The 23870-nt window shown below is 29.0% G+C and carries 33 protein-coding genes and 2 pseudogenes; 6 read left to right on the top strand and 29 right to left on the bottom strand.

Features of this window, described 5'->3' with window-relative positions:
* Positions 1 to 142, top strand: a pseudogene (locus HZY31_RS01660) (IS6 family transposase); the annotation flags it as partial.
* Positions 121 to 339, top strand: a pseudogene (locus tag HZY31_RS01655) (DUF5400 family protein); the annotation flags it as partial. The pseudogenes HZY31_RS01660 and HZY31_RS01655, both read left to right, overlap by 22 nt.
* 5 nt (positions 340 to 344) lie before the next feature.
* On the opposite strand, the gene HZY31_RS01650 reads toward HZY31_RS01655, so the two are convergent.
* From HZY31_RS01650 to hdrC, 25 genes are all read right to left on the bottom strand, one after another.
* Positions 345 to 1100, bottom strand: a complete 756-nt coding sequence (locus tag HZY31_RS01650; protein WP_297317740.1) for a DUF166 domain-containing protein — start codon at positions 1098 to 1100, stop codon at positions 345 to 347.
* Positions 1101 to 1195: 95 nt separating this feature from the next.
* Positions 1196 to 1951 carry a TatD family hydrolase gene (locus tag HZY31_RS01645; protein ID WP_297317745.1) on the bottom strand — a complete coding sequence of 252 codons (756 nt, stop codon included), beginning with the start codon at positions 1949 to 1951 and terminating at the stop codon, positions 1196 to 1198.
* A gap of 12 nt (positions 1952 to 1963) precedes the next feature.
* The gene (locus HZY31_RS08085; RefSeq protein ID WP_366863777.1) at positions 1964 to 2191 is read right to left on the bottom strand and encodes a hypothetical protein; all 228 of its coding nucleotides are present in this window, start codon (positions 2189 to 2191) and stop codon (positions 1964 to 1966) included.
* 171 nt (positions 2192 to 2362) lie between these two features.
* On the bottom strand, positions 2363 to 2713 hold the full coding sequence (locus HZY31_RS01635) for a cupin domain-containing protein (protein ID WP_297317739.1): 351 nt from the start codon (positions 2711 to 2713) through the stop codon (positions 2363 to 2365).
* A gap of 36 nt (positions 2714 to 2749) precedes the next feature.
* On the bottom strand, positions 2750 to 4396 hold the full coding sequence (hcp, locus tag HZY31_RS01630) for a hydroxylamine reductase (RefSeq protein WP_297317738.1): 1647 nt from the start codon (positions 4394 to 4396) through the stop codon (positions 2750 to 2752).
* 186 nt (positions 4397 to 4582) lie between these two features.
* Positions 4583 to 4987 carry a CopG family ribbon-helix-helix protein gene (locus tag HZY31_RS01625; protein WP_297317737.1) on the bottom strand — a complete coding sequence of 135 codons (405 nt, stop codon included), beginning with the start codon at positions 4985 to 4987 and terminating at the stop codon, positions 4583 to 4585.
* A 112-nt stretch (positions 4988 to 5099) separates the two neighbouring features.
* Positions 5100 to 5885 carry a Coenzyme F420 hydrogenase/dehydrogenase, beta subunit C-terminal domain gene (locus HZY31_RS01620; RefSeq protein WP_297317736.1) on the bottom strand — a complete coding sequence of 262 codons (786 nt, stop codon included), beginning with the start codon at positions 5883 to 5885 and terminating at the stop codon, positions 5100 to 5102.
* An 80-nt stretch (positions 5886 to 5965) separates the two neighbouring features.
* Positions 5966 to 6625 (bottom strand): NADH-quinone oxidoreductase subunit B family protein, encoded by a 660-nt coding sequence (locus HZY31_RS01615; RefSeq protein WP_297317735.1) that lies wholly within the window; start codon positions 6623 to 6625, stop codon positions 5966 to 5968.
* Positions 6626 to 6645: 20 nt separating this feature from the next.
* Positions 6646 to 7542: a nickel-dependent hydrogenase large subunit gene (locus HZY31_RS01610; RefSeq protein WP_297317734.1), complete on the bottom strand. Its 897-nt coding sequence runs from the start codon at positions 7540 to 7542 to the stop codon at positions 6646 to 6648.
* Positions 7543 to 7586: 44 nt separating this feature from the next.
* A complete protein-coding gene (cooS, locus tag HZY31_RS01605; RefSeq protein WP_297317733.1) occupies positions 7587 to 9461 on the bottom strand; it encodes an anaerobic carbon-monoxide dehydrogenase catalytic subunit in 1875 nt (624 codons plus the stop codon).
* Between the two features lie 156 nt (positions 9462 to 9617).
* Positions 9618 to 10190, bottom strand: a complete 573-nt coding sequence (afpA, locus tag HZY31_RS01600; protein ID WP_297317732.1) for an archaeoflavoprotein AfpA — start codon at positions 10188 to 10190, stop codon at positions 9618 to 9620.
* A 12-nt stretch (positions 10191 to 10202) separates the two neighbouring features.
* Complete coding sequence (locus HZY31_RS01595) at positions 10203 to 10799, bottom strand: flavodoxin family protein (protein WP_297317731.1); 597 nt, start codon at positions 10797 to 10799, stop codon at positions 10203 to 10205.
* 50 nt (positions 10800 to 10849) lie between these two features.
* The gene (locus tag HZY31_RS01590; protein ID WP_297317730.1) at positions 10850 to 12022 is read right to left on the bottom strand and encodes an FprA family A-type flavoprotein; all 1173 of its coding nucleotides are present in this window, start codon (positions 12020 to 12022) and stop codon (positions 10850 to 10852) included.
* A gap of 12 nt (positions 12023 to 12034) precedes the next feature.
* Positions 12035 to 12385: a DsrE family protein gene (locus HZY31_RS01585; protein WP_214400153.1), complete on the bottom strand. Its 351-nt coding sequence runs from the start codon at positions 12383 to 12385 to the stop codon at positions 12035 to 12037.
* Between the two features lie 14 nt (positions 12386 to 12399).
* A complete protein-coding gene (locus HZY31_RS01580; protein ID WP_297317729.1) occupies positions 12400 to 12858 on the bottom strand; it encodes a rubrerythrin family protein in 459 nt (152 codons plus the stop codon).
* Between the two features lie 27 nt (positions 12859 to 12885).
* The gene (locus HZY31_RS01575) at positions 12886 to 13125 is read right to left on the bottom strand and encodes a rubredoxin (protein ID WP_297317728.1); all 240 of its coding nucleotides are present in this window, start codon (positions 13123 to 13125) and stop codon (positions 12886 to 12888) included.
* Between the two features lie 41 nt (positions 13126 to 13166).
* A complete protein-coding gene (locus HZY31_RS01570; protein WP_297317727.1) occupies positions 13167 to 13835 on the bottom strand; it encodes a peroxiredoxin in 669 nt (222 codons plus the stop codon).
* A 28-nt stretch (positions 13836 to 13863) separates the two neighbouring features.
* Positions 13864 to 14049 carry a rubredoxin-like domain-containing protein gene (locus tag HZY31_RS01565; RefSeq protein WP_214400149.1) on the bottom strand — a complete coding sequence of 62 codons (186 nt, stop codon included), beginning with the start codon at positions 14047 to 14049 and terminating at the stop codon, positions 13864 to 13866.
* A 16-nt stretch (positions 14050 to 14065) separates the two neighbouring features.
* Positions 14066 to 14578: a ferritin gene (locus HZY31_RS01560; protein WP_297317726.1), complete on the bottom strand. Its 513-nt coding sequence runs from the start codon at positions 14576 to 14578 to the stop codon at positions 14066 to 14068.
* Positions 14579 to 14593: 15 nt separating this feature from the next.
* The gene (locus HZY31_RS01555; protein ID WP_297317725.1) at positions 14594 to 14869 is read right to left on the bottom strand and encodes an MTH865 family protein; all 276 of its coding nucleotides are present in this window, start codon (positions 14867 to 14869) and stop codon (positions 14594 to 14596) included.
* 10 nt (positions 14870 to 14879) lie between these two features.
* Complete coding sequence (locus tag HZY31_RS01550; protein ID WP_214400146.1) at positions 14880 to 15041, bottom strand: rubredoxin; 162 nt, start codon at positions 15039 to 15041, stop codon at positions 14880 to 14882.
* A gap of 112 nt (positions 15042 to 15153) precedes the next feature.
* The gene (locus HZY31_RS01545) at positions 15154 to 15504 is read right to left on the bottom strand and encodes a desulfoferrodoxin family protein (RefSeq protein ID WP_297317724.1); all 351 of its coding nucleotides are present in this window, start codon (positions 15502 to 15504) and stop codon (positions 15154 to 15156) included.
* Between the two features lie 30 nt (positions 15505 to 15534).
* Complete coding sequence (locus HZY31_RS01540; protein ID WP_297317723.1) at positions 15535 to 15861, bottom strand: carboxymuconolactone decarboxylase family protein; 327 nt, start codon at positions 15859 to 15861, stop codon at positions 15535 to 15537.
* Between the two features lie 61 nt (positions 15862 to 15922).
* On the bottom strand, positions 15923 to 16801 hold the full coding sequence (hdrB, locus tag HZY31_RS01535) for a CoB--CoM heterodisulfide reductase subunit B (RefSeq protein ID WP_297317722.1): 879 nt from the start codon (positions 16799 to 16801) through the stop codon (positions 15923 to 15925).
* 19 nt (positions 16802 to 16820) lie between these two features.
* The gene (gene hdrC, locus HZY31_RS01530) at positions 16821 to 17408 is read right to left on the bottom strand and encodes a CoB--CoM heterodisulfide reductase subunit C (RefSeq protein ID WP_214400142.1); all 588 of its coding nucleotides are present in this window, start codon (positions 17406 to 17408) and stop codon (positions 16821 to 16823) included.
* Between the two features lie 106 nt (positions 17409 to 17514).
* Here hdrC and HZY31_RS01525 point away from each other — a divergent pair, with 106 nt between their 5' ends.
* Positions 17515 to 17889, top strand: a complete 375-nt coding sequence (locus HZY31_RS01525) for a CBS domain-containing protein (protein ID WP_214400713.1) — start codon at positions 17515 to 17517, stop codon at positions 17887 to 17889.
* Positions 17890 to 18034: 145 nt separating this feature from the next.
* Positions 18035 to 18628, top strand: a complete 594-nt coding sequence (locus tag HZY31_RS01520; protein ID WP_297317721.1) for a V4R domain-containing protein — start codon at positions 18035 to 18037, stop codon at positions 18626 to 18628.
* Positions 18629 to 18634: 6 nt separating this feature from the next.
* Here HZY31_RS01520 and HZY31_RS01515 read toward each other — a convergent pair whose 3' ends face one another.
* Together HZY31_RS01515 and cobQ are read right to left on the bottom strand one after the other, a co-directional pair.
* The gene (locus tag HZY31_RS01515; RefSeq protein ID WP_297317720.1) at positions 18635 to 19639 is read right to left on the bottom strand and encodes a tRNA 2-thiocytidine biosynthesis TtcA family protein; all 1005 of its coding nucleotides are present in this window, start codon (positions 19637 to 19639) and stop codon (positions 18635 to 18637) included.
* Positions 19640 to 19657: 18 nt separating this feature from the next.
* Positions 19658 to 21133: a cobyric acid synthase CobQ gene (gene cobQ / locus HZY31_RS01510; RefSeq protein WP_297317719.1), complete on the bottom strand. Its 1476-nt coding sequence runs from the start codon at positions 21131 to 21133 to the stop codon at positions 19658 to 19660.
* Between the two features lie 84 nt (positions 21134 to 21217).
* Between cobQ and dph2 the strand changes: the two genes are divergently transcribed.
* Positions 21218 to 22192, top strand: a complete 975-nt coding sequence (gene dph2 / locus HZY31_RS01505) for a diphthamide biosynthesis enzyme Dph2 (protein ID WP_297317718.1) — start codon at positions 21218 to 21220, stop codon at positions 22190 to 22192.
* Here dph2 and HZY31_RS01500 read toward each other — a convergent pair.
* The gene (locus HZY31_RS01500; RefSeq protein WP_297317717.1) at positions 22189 to 22485 is read right to left on the bottom strand and encodes a hypothetical protein; all 297 of its coding nucleotides are present in this window, start codon (positions 22483 to 22485) and stop codon (positions 22189 to 22191) included. The two genes, dph2 and HZY31_RS01500, sit on opposite strands and share 4 nt — an antisense overlap.
* 150 nt (positions 22486 to 22635) lie before the next feature.
* Here HZY31_RS01500 and HZY31_RS01495 point away from each other — a divergent pair, with 150 nt between their 5' ends.
* Positions 22636 to 23241: a TIGR00288 family NYN domain-containing protein gene (locus HZY31_RS01495; protein ID WP_297317716.1), complete on the top strand. Its 606-nt coding sequence runs from the start codon at positions 22636 to 22638 to the stop codon at positions 23239 to 23241.
* 8 nt (positions 23242 to 23249) lie between these two features.
* On the opposite strand, the gene HZY31_RS01490 is transcribed toward HZY31_RS01495, so the two are convergent.
* Positions 23250 to 23846 carry an EMC3/TMCO1 family protein gene (locus tag HZY31_RS01490; protein ID WP_297317715.1) on the bottom strand — a complete coding sequence of 199 codons (597 nt, stop codon included), beginning with the start codon at positions 23844 to 23846 and terminating at the stop codon, positions 23250 to 23252.
* Positions 23847 to 23870 lie beyond the last annotated feature (24 nt).

The following is a 23870-nucleotide window of genomic DNA, read 5'->3' as shown; positions in this document are numbered from 1 at the left end:
TGTAGAAAGCTTCTTCTCCCTCCTTAAACGAAAAACTAAGTCCTTCTATAATAGATTCCCTAATAATTCCAAATTTATTACCATTATCTCCTGGCTTAATTCTTTCGCCTCCATCTATAACTACCTCTTATCCTTATCTTGACAATCTCATTAGTAATAAATAATAATATAGTTGGATATTTAGCAATAACCTTTCAAATATTAACGCCATTAACAATTTGTAATACAATTTGTAATATCTTAAAAACTCAATATCAAAATACTGGAATATATTCTGCTCATTTGGCATTAATGGGAATGTTATTTATATTGGCATTAGGAAACTTATTTATATCTTAAAAATTTTATTTATTATTTTTACTTAAAAACTCTCTTATAGCCTTTTCAACACTATTAATAGCAATGTATCCTGCCTTATGTAAAATAGTGTCATTTAATTCTTTGTCTATTTCCATACTACCTAAACAAGGATAGTTATGATGAGCGTTAGCAATCTCTTCTTTTAAATTGCTTAAAGGAATTCCTTTTAATCTTTTGGCTATGTAGTATGTTTCTCCACAGGGGGCGGAGATTTTAACTTTAACATCTTTAATAATGTTATTTTCAATATAAACAGTTAATTCTGGCTTTCCTATCCTAAAATAGTCAATGAATTCATTTATAACCTTATTTTTTTCTTTTTTTTCTAATGAGCAAAAGGGTTTCGGGTTTTCGAACTCAATATTAAGCTCGTTACAAACTCTTTTTAAATCTCTTCTTAGTGCAGGAGATAAATCATGTGGGGTTTCAGAAGGAACTATTAAGGCTTTGTAATTTTTTTCTTTTAACAATAAAGGTAGTTCGTACAATAGATCTTCATGTAGTTGGGCTATGCAGACATCTCCCTCTGGAAGATCTGGAAGATATTCATAAGGATCTTCAACAAACTCCTCATAAACATTTTCAACAACAACATTTTTTACATCATTCTTAAAACTCCAATCTCCTCTACAATTATAACAATCTTCACAAATCCTACAAAAATCTACTTCATTTAATAAATTTTTATAGAATTTTTCCATCCTCTCGTTACCTTTGTGATATATGAATGTGGCTTTCATAATAATCAACCTATAAAATGGTCTCTTCATTTAAAAACTAAATAAATTGTAATTATAAAAAAACAATCTACAAATAAAAAAGGATTAGTTTTTAATTATAACCTATAAAATTCCTTTGCATTTTTAAATATTGAATTAATTATTTTTTCTTTATCAACGCCTATTTTTTTCATATACAACTTAGTTCTTGGTAATGCATATATATCTGACTTTAAACTTCCCAAATCACTGCTTAAAATAAATTTTTTATCATACTCTTTTATAATCTCAGCCGCTTCTTCATGGCTTATTTTCATTGATGGTTGGACTGTTAATCCAACAAAAACATCTTTATCTATTAATTCTACAGTCTCTTTGTTTATGTGATCAATCATAACCAAATCATCCTTTATTTTAACTTCATCTAATATCTTTAAAATCTCAATTAATGCCTCTTTCTTATTTTTCTCTGGCGTATGAATAATTATAGGCATTTTATAATCTTTTGCTAAAATTAACTGCTCTCTTAAAAGATTTTTTTCATCCTCTGTTAAATAATGCAAACCTGTCTCTCCAATAGCCACTACATTTTCATTATCTAAAAATTCAGGAAGTTTTTTTATCAAAATATTCCAATTCTTTGGATAACCCATAGGATGGACTCCTACTGCTACTTTAACATTAACACCAGCCATTTTTCCTCTTTTTACCTCTAAATTAATTAATCTATCCCAGTGGTCTAAATAGACATCAGGAGATCTCATTTTGTATGGGTCATGGGCACAGGTTATAATTGTTTCAATTCCACATAATGCCATTTTCTCCAAATCCTCAAAACTCCTAACATCTAAATGGGTGTGAGCATCAATCATCATAATTTCACCCTATTTAATTAAATAAAAATAAAATCTTTCATCCTTTGTAAGGCAGTGTATTGTAGTCTGTCTAATTCCAAAGGTCATTCCACATTCATTTATAAGTTTTTTCTCCAAATCAATGATTTCTTTTAAAATCTCTTTTATATCAATATTTTTATTTAGTTCAACTTTTATATTTGGTTTTTCTCCAATATACATAAGGTATTTTTCATAAAGTGTCTCAACATCTTTCATTTGGCTAACTGCAATATTTTCATATAATTCATTCTTATATTATTCTATTGATTTAAATTTACACATTAAGAAGAGTTTTATTTTATTTGAAATTATTTTCTCCATTAATTCTTTTAATTCCACATTCCCACCTTTTATAGAAATAATAATTATTTAAAAGAGAGAGAAAAATTATTCACACTTTATAGGTTCCTCTGGGGCATTTAATTTCTTTGGGTGTGGTGCTTTTATAACAAAGAACTCTAATATATCAGAGTTTAAATTTTGAATGAGCATCTTTACATTGTATGGGATATAAACAATAGTTCCTTCTTTATAGTTGTGCGGTTCTTGGTCCTCTAAGGTTAAGGTCATTTCTCCTTTAATAATTATTAAATGCACGTATGAGTTTGAGTAATGTTTGGGCATTTGATCTCCTTTTGGTAGAACTATGTGATTGATTTGAACATGCTCGGCATTGACAATTTTTTCAACAACCTTTGTTGTAGCATCCTTTTTAAATTCATAAACCTTTTCTATCATAATATACCTCCTCAAAATTTTAAAAATGTTAAAAATTTATCCAACTAATCTCTTAATATCTTCGTCAACAGTTGAGATTGTTGAAATTCCAAACTTCTCAACTAATACTTTCGCTACATTTGGTGATAAAAAGGCAGGTAATGTAGGCCCTAAAACAATATTTTTAACTCCTAAGTATAGTAATGCCAATAATACTGCAACGGCCTTTTGCTCATACCATGAGATATTATAGGCTATTGGGAGTTCATTTATGTCATTTAATCCAAGGACTTCTTTTAATTTAAGAGCAATTACTGCTAATGAGTAACTATCATTACATTGCCCAGCATCTAATACTCTTGGAATTCCATCAATGTCTCCTAAGTCTAACTTAATAAATCTATATTTTGCACATCCACATGTTAATATTACTGTATCTTTTGGTAATTTCTTAGCAAATTCTGTATAATATTCTCTTGTTTTATGCCTTCCATCACATCCAGCCATTACAACAAACTTTCTAATCTTTCCGCTTTTAACTGCCTCAACTATTTTATCTGCCAATGCCAACACTTGATTGTGTGCAAATCCTCCAACTATCTTACCATTTTCGAGTGGTGTTGGTGGCTTACATTTCTTAGCATGTTCAATAACTTCTGAGAAATCTTTAGTGCCATCTTCTTTTATTGGGATTTTCTTCAATCCTGGATAGCCAACTTCATTAGTTACATAAACTCTGTCTTTGTAGGAATCTTTTGGAGGAACTAAACAGTTTGTTGTCATGACTATTGGGCCGTTAAATTTCTCAAATTCTTCTGTTTGGTGTGGCCATGAACCTCCATAGTTTCCAACGAAGTGGTCGTATTTCTTAAAGAATGGATAGTAATGAGCTGGTAACATCTCACAGTGTGTATAGACATCTACCCCTGTATTTTTAGTTTGCTCTAATAACTGCTCTAAATCTTTTAAATCATGCCCACTAATTAATATTCCTGGTCTGTCTCTAACTCCTAAATTAACCTCTGTTATTTCTGGATGTCCATAGGTTTCAGTATGTGCCTTATCTAATAATGCCAATGTATCTACTGCATACTTTCCAGTTTCCATTGCTAAATTGAAGAGTTCATCTACATCATTGCATTCAATGAGTTTAGCCAATGCTTTAATTATAAATTTGTGGATTTCTTCATTGTTATAACCGAGATGCATTGCATGGCTTAAATAAGCCCCAATTCCTTTAATTCCATAGGTTATGAGTTCTTTTAAAGACCTTATATCCTCATTATCTTCTGCTAAAACACTAACTTCCTTTGTATTTGATAATTTTATTATGTCATTATCATCATTATATGTCCAAGTAGCACAGTGAGGAAGTTCTTCTTTATTTAAATTAGATTTTTCAATGATTTTTTCTCTCAACTCTACTCCTTTCTTTATATAATCAATAACATCCCTATCGTCAAAATTGACATTTGTTATTGTTACAAATAACGCTTTTGGAATATATTCCATAACTTCATCATCTAAGTAGTTAGATTTGTTACATACATAGCATAAACCTTTTATAGTATAAATTAACAAATCTTGAAGGTTTGCTACATTATCTTTCTTTCCACAAACTCCCACAACTGTACATCCCTCATTTCTTGCAGCCTCTTGGCATTGGAAACAGAACATCTTTGTAGGTCTTGGAGTAAATTCCATAAATTTCACCATTTCTTTTTTATTTATTTTCACGTCTGATTATATTTTAATTTAATTTATATAAAAAGATTTTTGATAATTTTAAATTTTATAAGAGACATAACTAGTATTTAACTTAACATAATTTTTAGCATAATTATTATGAAGAAATTTAAAATAGAATCGCATAAAGTAATAAAAATAAATCTAAAATATTACAATTTTATCGTAAATTTTTTTGTCAATCTTTGATATTTGATCATAAAATTCATAAATTTTTTCTGCATTTCCTTCAACAACAAAAATTTCTACTTTCATATTTTTTCCACAGGATGTTGTTATATATGATTGATTTATTGTTTTAACTATTTCATTATATTCAAAATATAACTTACTCATTTTTTCCATTGACTTTTTTGTTGGAGTATATACAACTATAATAATTCCACTGATTTGCCCATCTTTATCTAAGTCATTTTCTAAAATATACTTTCTTATAGAGTCTCTTATTAATTCACTTCTACTTGAATATCCCTTATCTTTAACAATCTTGTCAATCTCTTTTAAAAGATACTTTGGAAATGAGATACTAATTCTTTCAACATTAGCCATTGTTTCACGAATCTTAATTTTTTTAAGATTAATTATATTAATTACTGTTTTTATAAAATTTATACTATAATTGTATATTCATATAATTAAATATATCCAAAATAAAAATTATTTAAAAGAAAGATGGGCATACAGCAAAGTATGCTGAGCATTTATTTAACTCTTCATTTTTCATTTTGATGTTTTCTAATTTTTTAACCATATTTATATCAACTGTTTCATTAACTTCAATTAAGTCTCTCTCAATCATTTCATATATTATATTTTCAACTTTTTTGTTTCTTATAATTACAGTGTTCCATCCCTCTTTACTTCCTACACTTCCAACAGATACATCAGCATATTTTGCTGAAAAATCTGTACATAATCTACAACCTAAGTTACATAATTTTTCAATCTCTTTTATAGGAATCTCATAAATAACTTTTTCTGAATATATTAAATTATTCCTTTTTAAAGTTTCAATGATAAACTTACCTTTTGATATGTTCATTTTAATGACTTCATCTATACTAATATTAAATTTTTCTTTTATAATATTTTTTAACACATCATAGGAAAAGTTTTTAGTGCAGAATAATCCTACTTTTAATTCTAAGCTATACTGCAAGCCTCCCAATATATGACAAGGTAATCCTACTAAACCTACTTTATCATAATTTTCAGTAGCATATTCTAACAATTTGTTGTTTGGTGAGATAGAGTATTTACTCTTTGGAGATTTTAACAATTCAACTGTATTTGTTGCTATATAAGGGAAGGGCTTCCAATTTTTATCTTTAACTACTACAACTGCATCTAATATTTCACTTTCTAAGCAATAACATAAAAATGTTGTAGTAAATCCACCATCTTGGGCATCAATATTTAGCTTTGATTTTGCTGAGAGATATTTCATTATACCTCACCTCTTACTCTTATACAGTTGAAGAAGCAAATTCTAACACCCATGGGGCTTTGCCCTATTGGAATAATGCACTACCTCGCTTCGCTCGGTAGAGCCTCTTTTACTCTTATACAGTTGAAGAAACAAGTTCCACACTTAATGCACTTACTTATATTGACTTTTGGTTTTTCATCAATTGTTAAAGCGTTTGCAGGACATTTAGCAACGCATGTTCCACAGCCAGTGCAGAATTCGTAATTTATTGGAGCATCGTCACATCCTAAACATAGTTCTTTATTTGAGGTTAGTAAAACCTCATTAACTTTCATATATGCGTCAATAATTGGCCTTCCAGCAATTATTTCATAAGGTTTTAGTATTAAATATGAATCAACAATTTCTTTATCTTTGTTTAAAACTGCTTTAACTACCTTTTCAACCTCTTCTTCATCTGGAGGACATCCTATTATTGCGTAATCTACTTTAACAACATCCCCAATTCTTACAAATCTCTGAGGAAATCCATTTTCTAAGCCAATTAGCATTCTTTGGAAGCCACCACTTACAGCACAACTTCCAACAACTATTAATATATCCGAATTTTTTCTAATTTCTTTTATTTTTTTAACCTCTTCCTCATCATCTAAATTAACAGCCCCTCCAACTAATGCAATCTTTTTTTCTTTTAATTTATTATAATATTTTTTTTCAATACTTTTGATAATTTTTCCACAATACCCACAACCTACCATAAAATCACCTTAAATAAATTTTATAAGTAATAGCATCTTTCACAGAGTTGGATTATCCTTTTACCTTCATCGTTATCTACACTGTCTAATACAGCTTTGTTGAAATTCTCACTCGTTAATATTGTGTAATCTAAAATTTCCCTACCAATTAACTCAACTCTATGATAAACAATTCCCTCTCCTCCTTCTATAACTGCCTCTCCAACAGCCTTACCATCCTTTATAATCGGCTCCATATATGGATAAGTTAATTTTAATTTGTTTAATAGGTTTTTAATTTCCATTAAAGAGTGTTCTATTTCAATAACTCTTGCAGAGAGAACATCCCAAAGATTTTTTGATTTTATTAATCCTTTGTTATACATTCTTGATAATGCTCCACTATAAACAACTTTACCATCATAGAAGGCTGTTTTTGGATATCCATTAGTTTCTACCTTATTTATGTCAAAGTTATAGGCATATATTAATTCAACATCTGGGAGAGAGATTTTTTTCTTTCTTTCTTCTACTAAATTTATAAATTCCTTATTTACTAAATTTAAACCTTTATTTACCAAATTTAACAATTTTTCTTTTCTTTTATCACTTATGTTTTGTAAAACTCCTCCAACTGTCAAATATTTACCTTTTTTTCCTAAGATTGACTTTATTTCATTTCCAATATCTTCCAATTCCTTAGTATTTGTAAATTCTCTCAATTTTATAGCATCAACTTCAATAATTTCTCCCAATCTTGCTATTTCTCTCAAATATAAACCTTCATTAGGAACAGTTATATTATATGCCTTCTCAACAGCAGTAACTCCTGCCAAGGCATGAGATATTTCATTTAAATAACATAACCTTGTCATACTTGGGACAATAAAATCTATATCTCTTCCCATCATTGAAGTTTCAAATCCCCTTATTTTCATAATTCCACCCATAGATTTATTAAATAGAAAGAAAATATTAAAGATTAAATTCCGAGTTTTTTCCTTTTCTCCATAATCACACTTTCTAATATCTCAGCGGCTTTGTATGGGTTTGGCTCTGGAATTAATCTTCCACCTGTTAAGCTCTCAACATCGCTGGTTAATACTTTTGTTACCAGTTCACTACCAGTTACGAATGGAACTGGTGAAACATGGACAGTAAAGCCCATATCAACTGCATAGGTTGCATCTGCTAATGCCTGTTCTTCTAACCACTGAGGTGCTGATGCAGCAACTGGTAAATCTGGAATATCAACTCCTAACTCTTCGGCAATTGCAACAGCAACTTGCTCAATTCTTGCAATACTCAAACATGCTCCAAAGTTTAAGACAGGAGGAATTCCTAATGATTTACAAACTTCTTTTAAACTTTCTCCTGCCAATTCAGCACTTTTTGGGTCAAATAAGCCAGCGTGTTTCAATGGGCTATTTACACAACCACCTGCTAAGACTAAGATATCTCTCTTGATGAGTTCTTTTGTTAATGTTACAATTATATTGTCATGTCCTCCACTTGCTATGTTAGAGCATCCAACAACTCCAACAACTCCTTTAATCTTTCCATTAGCAATTAAGTCAATTAATGGCTTTACACTACCTCCTAAAAATTCAATTAATGATTCTTCTCCAACACCAACGACTGATTTAACTTTTTCATCGTAGTAATCCTTCTGTATATTCTTTCTTTCTTTAAATGCTTCAATTGCCTTTTTAATGATTTCTTTTGCCTTTTCATAGGCATTTTCTGGCTCCCATGGGATGTATTCAGCTCCTTCAATGTATGCCATATCATCAATACAGATTAATTTTGTTTTGGTTTTTTCAGCAACAAACTTTAAGCCGTGGAATGTACAGTTGAATTCTGAAACAACAGCATCAATTAATCCAGTAGCAACCAATGGCTCAGTTGTGAAGTTATTTGCTATATAACCAACAAAACTCTCTGGTAAATGGGCTATTCTTGTCTCCATATCTTGCCCGTTACATGTTGCCCCAATAATTTTTATACTATCAGCTCCAGCTTCTTTTGCCATTTTTATTAATTCCTCATCCATTGCCGCCTCACATAATGGCTGAATTAATGCATGCTGATGCCCTGTTATCATAATATTTACATTGTTTGGTTTGACTGAACTGAAACCATTTTCTACAACTGTGATTTTTGGAGATTCAAATAATATGTCATTTAACCAACATGTCATTAAAAGCCCTGTAAATCCTGCGTGCAATCCTAATCTAAGGCAATGAACCAATAAATCCATTGGATTGCTGTTTAAGTTTGTTGAAGTCTTTGTTAATGCATCAACAATCTCTCCTTTTGCTCCTCCTGGAAGGATATCTAACTTTTTAAATACTTCTAATCTCTTTTCTGGACATAATTTAGGGACTAATTCACTCTTTTCCCATCTTGGTTTATACATATCCTCTAATATGAACTCTGCAATTTCAACTGCCAACATCTTAGCATCTTTATTTGCATCAAAGCCAAGTTTTTTTGCTAAAAATCTTAATTTTTTCTCATTTCTTATTTCATAAGAACCTTCTCCTTTTCCAGCAGATAATAATGCTCTTGCGGCATTTTCAGCACAGTGGACATAACAAGAAGTTCCAGCGGCGACTGCTCTACATAGGTTTCTTGCTACAATGACATCTGCTGTTGCTCCACAAACCCCATAAGGAGTTTTTTCAGTTATTCTACAAGGACCATTAGCACATAATATACAGTAAACTCCCTTTAATCCATAAGGACATTTTGGGAATTGATTTGGGAACCTTGTGTGTGGAGTTTCTATACCTTTTAGCTTTGCCTTTTCAACCATCTTCTTAATTTCTGGTATAGCAGTAATGCAATTTTTCATAAATATCACCAACGATATTTTTAACTAAATTTACGATAACCTGTAATATAATAACGAATAAATATCGTTAACGGTTCGAAAATAGTCATTAAAATTTTTGATAAAAACGATATTCACATTAAAGCAGTAAATTTAGATTAATAAAAATATTAAAATTTATCCTTCTTTTTTGTTCTGTTTTTTCATTTCTATGTGCTTTAAAATAACCTTCTCTATATCCTCTGGCTTATATAGAACTTCAATTCCTTCCATTCTTTTAATTCTTTCAACATTTTCAACATCTACATCTCTTATGTATAATGTTAATTTTTTATTTCCCGGGAGTATTGTCTCTATTTCCCCTTTTTTATTGTCTGGTGGATATATATAGACAGGAACTCTTGCCTTCATTGCTTGTGCCACTGAGTTAGTTATTAAAGTGTCTGCAATTCCATAGGCAATTTTTGCAGTTGTGTTTGCTGTTGCAGGAGCTACTAAAAATAAATCGTATTTTCCAGTTTGTAATTTTCCAACTAAAAATGGAGCATTAGCATTGACTTCAACTCTTAAATCATAGAATTCATCCTCTAAAACTTGCCAAAGTTTATACCATTTTACAACAATTTTTGCATTTTTTGATAAATAAACATCTATATCCAAATTATATTTATTTTTTAATTTTCTCATTATTTCAACAACTTCTGGAAGTTTATCTCCACATCCAGTAATTCCCCAAGCAATTCTTAACATTATTACCCCCTTTTATCCTTCTACTTTTTCCTTTAAAACATCATAAAACCTATTAAGTGTTTTTCTTAAAACTCTCAATCCTTCCTCATCTTCTTCAATTCCTTTTTTTCCTTTGTCCTTAGACCAAAATGTAGCTCCTAAGTTTGCACCAAAAGAGCCTCCCCCAACTGGAATCATCTCATTTATTATAAAAAAGTCGTGTATTGTTCTTAAAGCAATCTCTTGCCCTCCGTTTCTATCTCCACCAATAGCAATTCCCATTCCAATTTTCCCTCTCAGTATCTTAGGGTTTTTAGCTAAAATTGCTCTACATCTATCCATTAGTGTCTTTAACTGTCCAGTGACATTTCCTTGATAAACAGGAGTTCCTATTATAACTCCATCAGCCCAGATAAGATTTTTATAAACCTCTTCCATATCATCCTTATGAATACATCCCTCTTTCTTTTTTATACAATAGTCACAATGAATGCAAAAATTTATTTTCTTTTTATGAACAGAGAAGTATCTAACATCTATCCCCTTATCTTTTAAATATTGTAGGGCATAATTTACTGCAAAATGAGTTCCTTGTAATCTTGGACTTCCACTGATTCCAAAAACCTTCATACTCTCACCACAATTTAATAAAAAAAATAAAAAAAGATTAATTTTAAATATTATAAATCTTCTTCTGCCAATTTTTTACCAAATTCATAGCATTTCTTTAAATCTTCTTTTTTTGGAGCAAATCTTACTTTTAAACAATCATCCTCAACTATCTTGTAATTTAATTTTTTGAAAACATCTTTTATTTTTTCAGTAGCCATCTCCATCCATCCATAAGAACCAAATGCAACTCCTATTTTATTTGTGATTCTTAATCCCTCCATATATGCTAAAAATTTAGCAATGTTTGGCAGGATATTTTGATTTAGAGTTGGAGAGCCAATGAGTATATATTTAGCGTCAACCATCTCTCTGATAATTGTATTCATAGGAGTTTCTGAGATTCTATATACTTTTACAATTACACCCCTTTCCATCAAACCGTTGGCTATTGCATGTGCCATCATCTTTGTGGAATTATACATTGTGTCATAAACAATAACAGCCTTATTTTCTACTTTATCACTTGCCCAATCAATATATTTTTTTATAATCTTATCTTTCATCTCTTTCCATATAACTCCATGAGAAGGACAGATAAGTTCTATATCCAAATCTTTTAAGGAGTTTATTGCATTAGGAATTAACATTTTATAAGGCATTAATATATTTGCAAAGTACTCTTTTGCATATTCAAAAATTATGTCTCCAACTTCATAATCAAATCTTTCAGATGTTGCAATATGTTGCCCAAATGCATCATTAGAGAATAAAATTTTATCTTCTACACAGTATGTTAGCATATTGTCTGGCCAGTGGAGCATTGGAGTTTTTATAAACTTTAAGGTTCTGTTTCCAATATTTATTTCATCTCCGGTATCTACAATAATAAAGTCCCATCCTTCTGTATCATAATATAAAGATAAATGCTCCTTTCCTTTCTCATTCGTAATTACTGTTGCTCCACTGAGTTTAACAATCTTATCTACACAACCGCTATGGTCAGGTTCCACATGATTTACAACGACATAGTCAATTTCCTTAGGATTAATGACTTTGTTAATTCCTTCAATTAGTTCATCAAACATATAACTTTTTGCAGTATCTATTAAAACATTTTTATTATCTTTTATTAGATATGAATTATATGTAGAACCATCCTGCGTTATATATCCATGAAAATCTCTAACTTCCCAATCAATTACTCCAACCCAAAATATATCTTTTTTAATTTCTAATACCATAATAATCACTTTTTAAAGTTCAATGATTTGATAACCTTCATCTAAATATTTCTTTAAACTTATATGTCCAAATAGATCATTTTCTAACTTTAATTTTCCTTCAATTTCATTTTTAATGTTAAACATACTTGCACATGCTTCACAAACTACAAAGTCATCTTTTAATTTTTCAAAGTGATTTTTCAATGGATGGTTCTCACTTAACAAATCCTTTGCCCATAAGACCCCTTCTCCTTCTAATATAATCTTCACTACATCTCCTTTTTCTTTTAACTCATTTGCAAATAACAATGTATGAAACATTACTGGAATGTTTGGACTGTTTTTATGTAAATATGAGAAAATTAAGAAAGCTACTTTCATCTTCATCCCCCACTTTAATATTTTTCGCATTTAACCATAAAGTATTTTCTTGGATGAGAACATGAAGGACATTCTTCTGGTGGTTCATTTCCTACATGAACATAGCCGCATTTTTTACAAACCCATTCTATATTTTCATTTTTCTTATATAATGTTCCGTTTTCAAGTTCTTTTAACAATTTTTTAAATCTCTCTTCGTGATGCTTTTCTGCTATTGCAATTGCTCTCAATCTTTCAGCAATATCTTTTAATCCCTCTTTTTCTGCGATTTCTGCAAACTTTGGATACATTTCTGTATATTCATAGTGTTCTCCTTCAATTGAAGCCTTTAAATTTTCAGCAGTTAATAAAAATATATCGGATATAATTTCATAACCTTCATTTTTTGCAATTTTTGCATAGCAGGTATATCTATTCCTTGCTAAACTCTCTCCAATATATGCCTTTATTAAATTTATTAAAGTTTGTTTCATAAGAATTCACCAAAAATAATAAATATTTTAATCGAATTCTACCCATTCATCTAATGGTTCGAAGTATTCTTTACCTACTTTTCCTCTACAAACTGGACAAACCCAATCGTCTGGAAGTTCTTCGAATGGGGTCTTTGGTGGTATGTTTTGAGAAGGATCTCCTTTTAATGGATCATATACCCAACCACAAACTCTACATTTATATTTTCTATATTTTGGTTTTTCACAAGTACCATCTAATTTACAGGCAATTTTAAGTTCTACCATGGTTATCAGCCTCAATAAAATTTAAAAATAAAAAATTTGGATTAATCTAACTTTTTATAGCAGAACCACCAATCTAAGCATTCAATTTCTCCTTTTTCACAGGCCTCTTTTCTTTTCTTAATTTCTTCTAATGATGATGCCGGTGGAATTATTACTTTATCTCCAATTATGTCATTTTCTGGCCAGTTTGCAGGCATTGCTACTCCTTTTTCGTCAGAAACTTGTAATGCTTTGACTAACCTTACGATTTCATCTAAGTTTCTACCAACTTCTTGTGGATAGTAAATTATAGCTCTAATAATTCCTTTGTTATCTACGACAAAAACTGCTCTAACTGTGTTATCTCCTTTGTATGGGCTTATCATTCCTAATTTTTCTGCTAATTTTCCTCTGTCATCTGCAATAATTGGGAATTCTATTTCTACATTTAATTTTTCTTTGATCCACTCAATCCATTTTAAGTGGCTAAATACTTGATCGATACTTAAACCAATTAATTCAGTATTTAATTTTCTAAATTCATCATATCTCTTTTGGAACCCAACGAATTCAGTTGTACAAACTGGGGTAAAGTCAGCGGGATGGCTAAATAATACAAACCATTTACCTTTTTCTACATAATAATCTGGTAATTTAATAGTTCCATGAGTAGTTTTAACTTCTACTTCTGGAAATTTCTCTCCAATAACTGGCATTTTTCCTTCACACATATTTTCTCACCTCTAAATATTTTAATATTTATAATTTACTTTCTTCATTTGGATTTCTTGCAACTAATTTAGGATCGTAACCTTTAAATCCACACTCAGGAGTGTAGCAGGTTACATCATAAAATGTACATTTAGCTCCACAATTTGGACATTTTTCTGGGGGTTTGTCTGCTTCAAAAACATAACCACAATTTGAACACTTCCACCAAGTCATATTTTCACCTAAAGAATTAAATTTTCTCTGTTATTGGAGAAGTATATACTCTCTGTCCAAGATCTTTATCGAGCATAAATAATCCTCTTTTATCATCACCAATTAATTTTAATTTATCTAAAATTTCTGAAAAAGATGCCTCTTCTTCAACTTGTTCATTTACAAACCATTGTAGGAAATTTACTGTTGCGTAGTCCTTTTCAGAAACTGCCAAATCCATTAAATTGTTTATTGATTCGGTCATGAGTTGTTCATGTTTGTATCCATCTTCGAACACTTCAATAATTGACCAATCATTTTTTGGTTTTTCTATGGCATATAATTTTACTCTCCCACCCCTTTCTATAACATAACTATATATCTTCATTGCATGGTCTAATTCTTCCTGACTTTGAACTTTAAACCACTGGGCGAATCCTTTTAAACCAAGAGATTCCGCATAGGCTGACATGGATAAATAGAGATATGCTGAGTAAAATTCTTTATTTATTTGTTTATTTAAGGCATTTAAGATATTTTCTTTAATCATCCTATATTCACCAACTTATTCTTTCTTTTCAATTAGACATTTATTTGCTAATTTCATTGCTAAATCTTCTGCATCTTTTATTGGAAAGTCGTTGTCTGTTAATAATTTAACCAACTCTCCTGCCTCAATAGTTCCGCAAGGCAATGATAAACCACAAGGTAATACTTCAGCTAATTCTACTTTACTTTTTATAGGAAAAACATCTTTATCTTTGAAGTATTCTATTAATCTTAATTTAAAGTCTTGAATATCTTTCAAAGCCTCATATAGTGGATGATTTGTTGTTATCATAGTTTATCACCTATTCTTCTATCTTTCTAAAAGCGTTTTTTCCTAATCCACATTGTGGACATCTAAATGTATCAGGTAAATCTTCAAATTTTGTTCCAGGAGGTATATTTTGAGAAGGTTCCCCCACATCTTCATCATAAATCCAACCGCACATACATTGATATTTTGCCATTTTTTCACCTTTTTAACCTTTTTATTGTCGATTGATATTATGCTATTATAATTTTATTATAATTTTGATACATATACTTAACCTGACTAAATTCGTTAAAAAATTAAAGAAATTATTCTAATTTAATCTCTTTTATATATTCCCACACTCCATGTAAGTTACATCTCATCAAAGCCTTTAAGGTAAATTTTTCATGTCTTTTTAAAGGAGATTTTACCATTAACTTTACCTCAGGCTTCATAAATTGTGTAAAATCCACCCTTGCTAAATAAATATCACCCATATATAACTCAATCCATTGAATAAAATGACTATCTTCCATAGGATGAGGAATTCCAGGAGAAATTTTAACTTCAAAATACTCTTCACTTTTAACAATGTCTGGACATTCAATAAAAGGAGTGTGCTTTTTTTCAAAATCGTTACCCTCTTTTATCCTATTTATTCTGCAAAAATAGTTCATAATGTCCCCTCCCCCACATTATTAAATATTTTATAATTCTTTTTCAATTTCATTTAAAATTCTCATAGCCTTTGTAAATGCTGGCATACCACTTGTTAATAATACAACTTTTAAAGCATCTATAATTTCTTCTTTTGTAATTCCTAACTCTTTAATTCCACTTATCATCTGTTTTTTTGTGGCAATTTTATCACATTTTGCAGCAACAATTGCTATAGCGATTAACTTCTGAGTTTTGTAATCTAAAACTTTTCCAGTGTATGCTACATCGTTTAATTTAACTATTACCTCATACAAATCAGGATATTTTTCTTTGACTATTTTCATACCCTCCCCATAGAAAACTTCATTTTTCATAATAACACCCAAAAAATCAGTTATTTTTAACTTTTATACATATAATTTTATATTCTTACATCTATTTAAGCTTTTCGATGAGTTTGTCAGTTGAGACAAAATGTAAATCCAAAGCAACATCTTTTGGTGACATACCCATAGATAATCCTAATAGTTGAGAATAGTGTATTACTGGAATATTGTATTCTTTACCAAACTTTTCTTTTATTTCTACTTGTCCTCTATCAAACTGCAAGTGACAGAATGGACAAACATCAGTAATACAATCTGCACCTGCTTCTTTTATATTTTTTAATTTCATTTCAGTCATTTTTAAAGCAACATCAAGATTTCTTGCTCTAACACCTCCTCCTGCTCCACAACACATATTTTTATCTTTATAATTTATTGATTTAGCTCCGAGTGCTTCAACAAGTTCATCAAAAGATTTAGGCCTTTCAGAGCTTTCTAACTTTTTTATATCAGTTGGTTTTAAGTAATGACAACCATAATGAACTGCAACATTTATATTTAAAGGTTTTTTTACCTTTTCTCTTATTGCATCTACTCCTAAATCAAAATATAATACTTCAGGTAAATGTCTAACTTTAACGGTCCCTTTATATTCTAATCCATATTTTGATAAAATTTCATTAACAAACTTTCGAGCTTTTTCATTATCTTTAAGAATATGATTTGCTTCAAATAAAGAACCATAGCACCCATTACATATTGTTAATATATCTAATCCCATTTCTTCGGCAACGCACAAGTTTCTCGCGGCAAGTGTAAGCCATGTCTTTAAATCGAAAGAACCAAATACCCCTGGAGCAGGACAACAGGATGCTTTTTCAAAGGGATGTAATTTTATTCCCAATTTTTCTAATGCAATGTATGTTGCTTTTTCAATTCCTGGGTATCTATTAGGAGCAATACATCCTAAGAAAAAAACAAATTCCATAATACGTCACCTATTATATTTATTCTGACATATCTTTCCATTGTATTGGTTTTAATTCCATAGTCTCTGTGCAGATACCTACCATATCACAAAATTTTAAATCAATCATAATACCTCTTATAATCTCTAATACTTCTGGATATTTATGTGTTGTTGGAGGAATTTCAGGTAAACCAATAGATTTTCTTGCTTCTTTTATTTTATCATTTATTGGAACTGCATGCCCAGTTTTAAATACATATAGAGCAGTTTTTTTATGAGGTTCAGCCATTCTGCCTTCTCTTGCAGCAATATTTCTAATGATTTTAATAATATCAGTTATTTTTACTTCTCTTGGACATCTTTCGTAGCATTCATAACATGTAGTGCACATCCATAAATCTTCACTTTCCACAGCAAATTTTCTCATACCACATTGAGCATATCTTATTAATTTTCTTGTTCTAAATGCTGTTATTCTACCACTAGGACAACTACCAGTACAAGTTCCACATTGATAGCATGCTTTAAAAGAAGCAACATGATTTTCATCTAAAATGTCTTTACCTGTATTTATTATTTCATTTATAAAGTTATTATCAAATATTTCATTAGTTTTTAAGACCATTTTAATTCACCACAATATATTTGTAATTATATTTTATTCTTTATATAATATTTATATTTTGTTATTTGTAATTAGAATTATTGTTTATTATATGGAGGTTGAAAATATGAAAATTAAAGATGTTATGAACAAAAATCCAATAGTTGTTTCTCCAAATGATATTGGTGGAGAGGTTGTTCAATTATTATATAAAGAAGGAAAATATTATGCACCAGTTGTAGAAGATGGTAAATTAGTTGGATGGATTACTGCTTTAGATCTACTTGCAGGATGTAAGCATTCAAAAATTGAAGATTTGATGTTATTAATTGATGAAATAAAAATTTTAAATGAAAATGATGAATTAACTAATGAATTGATAGATGAAATGGTTAATAATGAAATAATTGCTTATCCTGTTATTAATGATAAAGAGGAACTCGTAGGAACTTTAAGTATTTTTGATTTATTTAAATATAAAGATAAACTAATTAAAAAATAGATTATCTCTTTTAAAATTTTTCTAAATTTTTTCAAAATTCGTAAATTTTTTGACTATTTTATACGAAAATAGGATGACAAAGATTATTATCTTTAAAATAAAAATATAATTTACTTTAATTTTTATAGTTTATGAGGTGATATTTATGCAGATTCATCTAAAATTTAATAAAGAGTTGGGAGAATTTTTTGAAGATATTTTATGTAAAGAGGATAATATTGACAACAAATTTCCAAATGACGATGAATTAGTTTGTGAGGTTGTTGAACATTTAAAAAAAGGATTCAATAGAGAAAAAATGACATTTGATGAGGAAAAATATACAGATAGAAAGATTAAAGGATACATTCCATTGGAGATTTTTAGAATTATGATTTATATATTAATGAAAAAGATTAAGGAGAGGGGTTCAGAGATAACTTTATATGAAATGGGATATGAATTTGGTAAATTCTTAGAGCCAAAGAATTTTAGAGAGTTAAAAAAATTTTTCAGAAAAAATAATTTAGGAATATTAGAAATTGAAAGTAGAAAACCATTAATTATTAAAGTTAAAGAATGTGCAATGTGTGGAGGTTTGGAAGATACTGAGCCAATGTGTCACTTTGATGCTGGACTACTTGCTGGGGCTATGGAATGCATATTAAAAAAAACTGTTGTGGTTAATGAAATAAAGTGTATGGCTCAGGGTTATGATGCCTGTTATTTCGAGATTGAAATAATAAAAAATAAAAAATAATTAAGTTTATTCCTCAATGTTATAAGGATTTTTACTATAAAATTCAACTGTTTTTATAGCAGAACTTACAACCATCTCTCTAATATTTGGAATCTCTTCTTCCAATTTTTCTAAAATCTCGTGACATCTTCTCCTAATGCTATCTCCTCTATCTCTACTATATGGGCAAATATCTTTATCTTTGTAATACTCTATATTACACTCCTCAAGAGCCTTTATTATATCCTCCTCCAGTACTGGAAGCATGGGTCTAATTATTATACATTCCTCTAACTGAATCTTTAAATCTTTATAATTAACTACATTACTCTTAAATTTTGTTAAAGGTCTCATAAACTTTAATCTCTCTCCTTTAAAGATATTTGCTAAAATTGTATCTGAATTATCATCTAAATTATGTCCATAAGCTATTTTAACTTTCTCGTAAGGAATATTTTCTTTTTCAGATATTTCTTTTGCTAATTTTCCTAATAAATGCCTTTTAATTACAGAGCAAGAAAAGCAAGGAGAAAATTCCATTCCTTTAGAAGTTTTTGTTAAAATTTCTGAGAGTTCAACTACATCTAAATCACTTTTTAACAATAGATGAGGAACATTTAGCATTTCACAGTGGTGTTTTATTAATTTAACTCCCTCACTATCTTCTTTCCAAGGTCTCACTCCACCTATATTAACATCAACAGTAACCGCTATTAACTTTATTCCATACTTCCTTCTATAAACCTCCAAAAGATGTAACAATAATAAACTATCTTTGCCTCCGCTAAGCCCAACAATAATCACATCTCTTGGGGCTATAATCTTATGCCTATTGATAAATCTCCCAACCTTTGTAGAAACATATTCATAAGTTTTTGAATAAATTACTGGAATTCCAAAATCTTCTTCAATTTTGTTCATTTTAGTTCTTGATAATCTAGCCATTCTTTTGTTATTGACTAAAATTTTATCCTTTCTTATTGTTAAAAAAAATGGATTTGCATATTTTTTTAATTCTCTTAAATTAATCATATTAATCCCTCTAAAAAACTAAATTATTTGAGATAAATCCACATTTTTTTCTAAAACTTTGGCAAAGTAGTTTAAACTTTTTTCTATGCTATCTTTATATAAATCTCCTTCAATTTTCTCTAAACCTTTTTTCTCTCTAATTTTGTTAATAATATAGTTCCTAAATTTATAATTTTCAAAAATTCCATGGAAGTAAGTTCCTATAACTAAACCATCACCAATTTTTTTAATTGAGCCATCAAATCCATTACCACAGTTTCCAAAACCTCTTTCGATTTTTATAAGAGGTTTTTCTTTACTGTATGTAATTCCTTCGTGAATCTCATAACCACAAACTTTAAATGTTTTATCATCTATATCTAAATAGCCATAAGAGTTTTTAACAACCTTGTCATTTCCAAAGTATGTTTTAGCGTCAAAAATATTTAAACCTTCGATACTTCCAATATCTGACTCTTTAAAATCTTTATCAATGAGTTTTTTCCCTAAAACTTGATAACCTCCACATATTCCAATAACTATTCCACCATCTTTTAAAAATTCTAAAATCTTTTCATCAAAATTATTTTCTTTTAAATAATATGCCTCTTTCGTTGAACTTCTTGATCCTGGGAAAATTAAAATATCCCCAGTAATGTCATCTTTGAAGTCAATAAATTTTATTAATGCGTCGTATCTTAAAGGGTCTAAATCAGTAAAATTAGATATTTTTGAAAATCTAACAACATTAACTTCAACTCCACTCTTAGCATTTCCAAAACTTCTTATGTTTTGTAATGCCTGACTATCTTCCTCTGGTAATACAAGATTTTCATCATAAGGCATAACGCCTAAAACTGGAATTCCTGTTAATTCTTCAATCTTCTCAATTCCATCTTTTAAAACATCAATATTTCCCCTAAATTTATTTATTATAATACCTTTAATAAGATTTCTCCATTTTTTTGGGAGTAGTTTTATAGTTCCATAGATTGAGGCGAAAACTCCTCCTCTATCAATGTCTGCAACTAAAATTGCATTAGCATTAACCATTTCTGCAATTCTTAGATTTGCTATATCATCCTTTAATAAATTTATTTCACAACAACTTCCTGCACCTTCCATAACTACATAATCATACTCCTTATTTAAAATTTCTAAACTTTCTTTAATTTTTTTCAAAAAGAAATTTTTATTTCTTCTATATTCATTGTAGTCCATATCTTTATAAACCTTTCCATGAACTATAACCTGTGATATAAAATTTCCTTTTGGTTTTAATAGTATTGGATTAAAATGAACAGATGGCTCAACTCTGGATGCTAAACTTTGTGTATATTGAGCCATTGCAATTTCTCCATCTTCTTTTGTTACTCTTGAATTTAAACTCATATTTTGAGATTTAAATGGGGCCACTTTATAACCTTTATTTGCTAAAAGCCTACACAATCCTGCGGCTATTGTAGTTTTTCCACTGTTAGATGATGTTCCAACTACCATTATAAACTTTGCCATTTGATTCACCAAACTTATTAATCTAATAACTTCTTTATTTTTAATTTTTATATAAATAAATTAAAATTGATTTGTGTGATACTTATGTTTGACTTAGAGACTAATAAAGTTATAAAAGAGATAGAGAATTTAAATAAAAAATGTCCTAAAATTGTATTTCAATCGCCTGAAGGCTTAAAATTATATGTTGAAAAAGAGATTGAAAAAATTAAAAAATATTTTAAGAATAAAGGAAAAAATGTTGAATTGTTTTTATGGGGGAATTCTTGCTTTGGAGCCTGTGATTTAATTGATGATTATGTTAAAAAATTAGATGTTGATTTAATTGTTCATTATGGACATGAAGAACTTGAATATGCCAAACCAGAAATTAAAACTTTATTTATTCCTACATATCATATATTTGATAAAGAAGATGAGAATAAAATACTAAATGACATAGAAAACTTTATAAATAAGTATAATTTAGAAGGAAAAAAAGTGGCAGTAACTACAACTGTTCAATATAAAAAACTTTTAAAAAAATTTAATCCTTATATAATCTTAGGTTGCAGAGGAGAAATTAAAGATGAAGACATTATTTTATTCGTTGGAACTGGGAGATTTCATCCTTTAATGTTAGCATACAAATATCAAAAAGAAGTTTATATATACAATCCTATTTCTAAATATTTTGATAAAATTTCTAAGGAAGAGGTTAATAAGTTTATAAAGAAAAGAATTACAGCAATAACTAAGTTAATGTTAAATAAGCCAAAAAAAGTGGGAGTTGTCTTATCAGTAAAAAAGGGACAGTTTAGAAAAAAGGTTTTTGATGAAATTACAAAACTATTAGAAAAAAATAATATAAATTATCTCCCAATTATTGTTGATAATGTGTCTCCGGAAATATTATTCTATGATTTAGATTGCTATATAATTGTAGCATGTCCAAGGATAGTCTTAGATGATTATATTTTATATAAAAAGCCTATATATACACCAGAGGAGTTTAAACTATTTTTAAATAACTCATTAAATTATAAATTTGATGAAATAAAAAAAGAGGATTTTTATTAGCAGAAAGTTCTATTTGTTGGAGGAATGCAAAGAGTTTTATTACAGTTTGGACAATTTATAGTAACCTTTTCAAGTTCATAGTATGCCTTAAATGGTCTCTTACAGTATGGACAAAAATATATTTTTTCTCCAGTTTTCTTGCATTCACCAACTTCGCCAACTGTTGGAAATCTTTCAAATGTTATGTCACTCTCTGTATTTTGATATTTGAAAAATTTTTTAACTATTACTAAATAAAGAGCAACTGCTTCATCATTTACACAATCTCCTCCACAGTATGGGCAAATATACATAAATTATCACCTCAAGAAATCTATTTATTCTTAGTTATATATATCATTTTTTTGTAATCTTTTTATATTACTTATATATTGTTAGATTTGCATAATTTTATTAAATAATATAATAATGTTAAAATAAACTATTTTTATGTTGGTGAAATTATGTGGAAAAAGTTAGAAAATTTGACAAGTAAAATTTACGAAAAGGCATTAAAAAGGAAAGGAGAGCATAGAATTGCACTGTTAATTGATGGACCCAATATGCTTAGAAAAGAGTTTAATATTGATTTAGATAAAATTAGAGAAGTTTTAAGTGAATTTGGAGACATTGTTATAGGTAGAGTTTATTTAAATCAATATGCGTCAGATAAATTAATAGAGGCCGTTATAAATCAAGGATTTGAACCAAAAATTTCTGCTGGAGATGTAGATGTTGAAATGGCTGTTGATGCCACCGAATTAGTGTTTAATCCAAATATTGATACTATTGCCTATGTAACAAGAGATGCAGATTTTCTTCCAGCAATTAGAAAGGCAAAAGAGAGAGGGAAAAAAGTTATTGTTATTGGGGCTGAACCTGGATTTTCAAAGGCTTTGCAAAATATTGCTGATTATGTTATAAAAATCGGAGAAGAGTTTCAATTAGATAAAGAAAAGTTAGAGAAAAAGAAAAAGTGTAAAAAAGTTGAAGAAAAACAATTAAGTATAGAGGATAGTAATGAAAATAATAAAAATTACGTAGAATCTTATGAAGATGTTAAAGAGTAAAATAAAGTTTATTTTATTCCAAATATTTTTCTTAAAACTGTTGATGTTGCAAATGAACAAAGTATATACCACCCTAACCATCCTAAGGCTGTATTAGACACTATTTTAAATCCTCCTTTGTAAATTAATGATCCTAACCAATGCCAGAAATTAATCAAGAGAATCTTAGATAATATTATTGGTAAATATACTACAACACCATTCCAATTAGGATGTAATTCCATATAAACTCCTCCAAATCCATAGACATGTCTCAAATAAATAAATATTAAAATTATTGGGACCCATGTATATATCATTGGCTTAAAACTCATTTTCATCAATTCAGCACTCATTTGCATGTATTTCTGTTGTTCCTCTTGAAGTTTTTCTAACATCTCTGGATTTTTTGCCATTTTTTTCATTTTAATTTGATATTCTTGAATTTCCTTTTTTAATTTAGCAACTTTTTCTTGATCTACTAAAAGTTTTGTAGCAATATTAACAATTAAAGATACAATTATAGCAATAACTAAAATTGCTATGGCAGGTGGTAGAACTTTTATTATTGGCATAAAAATTGCGTCTAAACTATTATAAAAGATATTTGTTATTGATTCAAACATAGATTCACCTTAAAAATTGTATTT

This window comes from Methanocaldococcus sp., from assembly GCF_024490875.1.
Taxonomy (GTDB): Archaea; AGJL01; Methanococci; order Methanococcales; family Methanocaldococcaceae; genus Methanocaldococcus.
The sequence above is the reverse complement of the archived record's forward strand: the minus strand, read 5'-3'. Positions and strand labels throughout refer to the sequence as shown.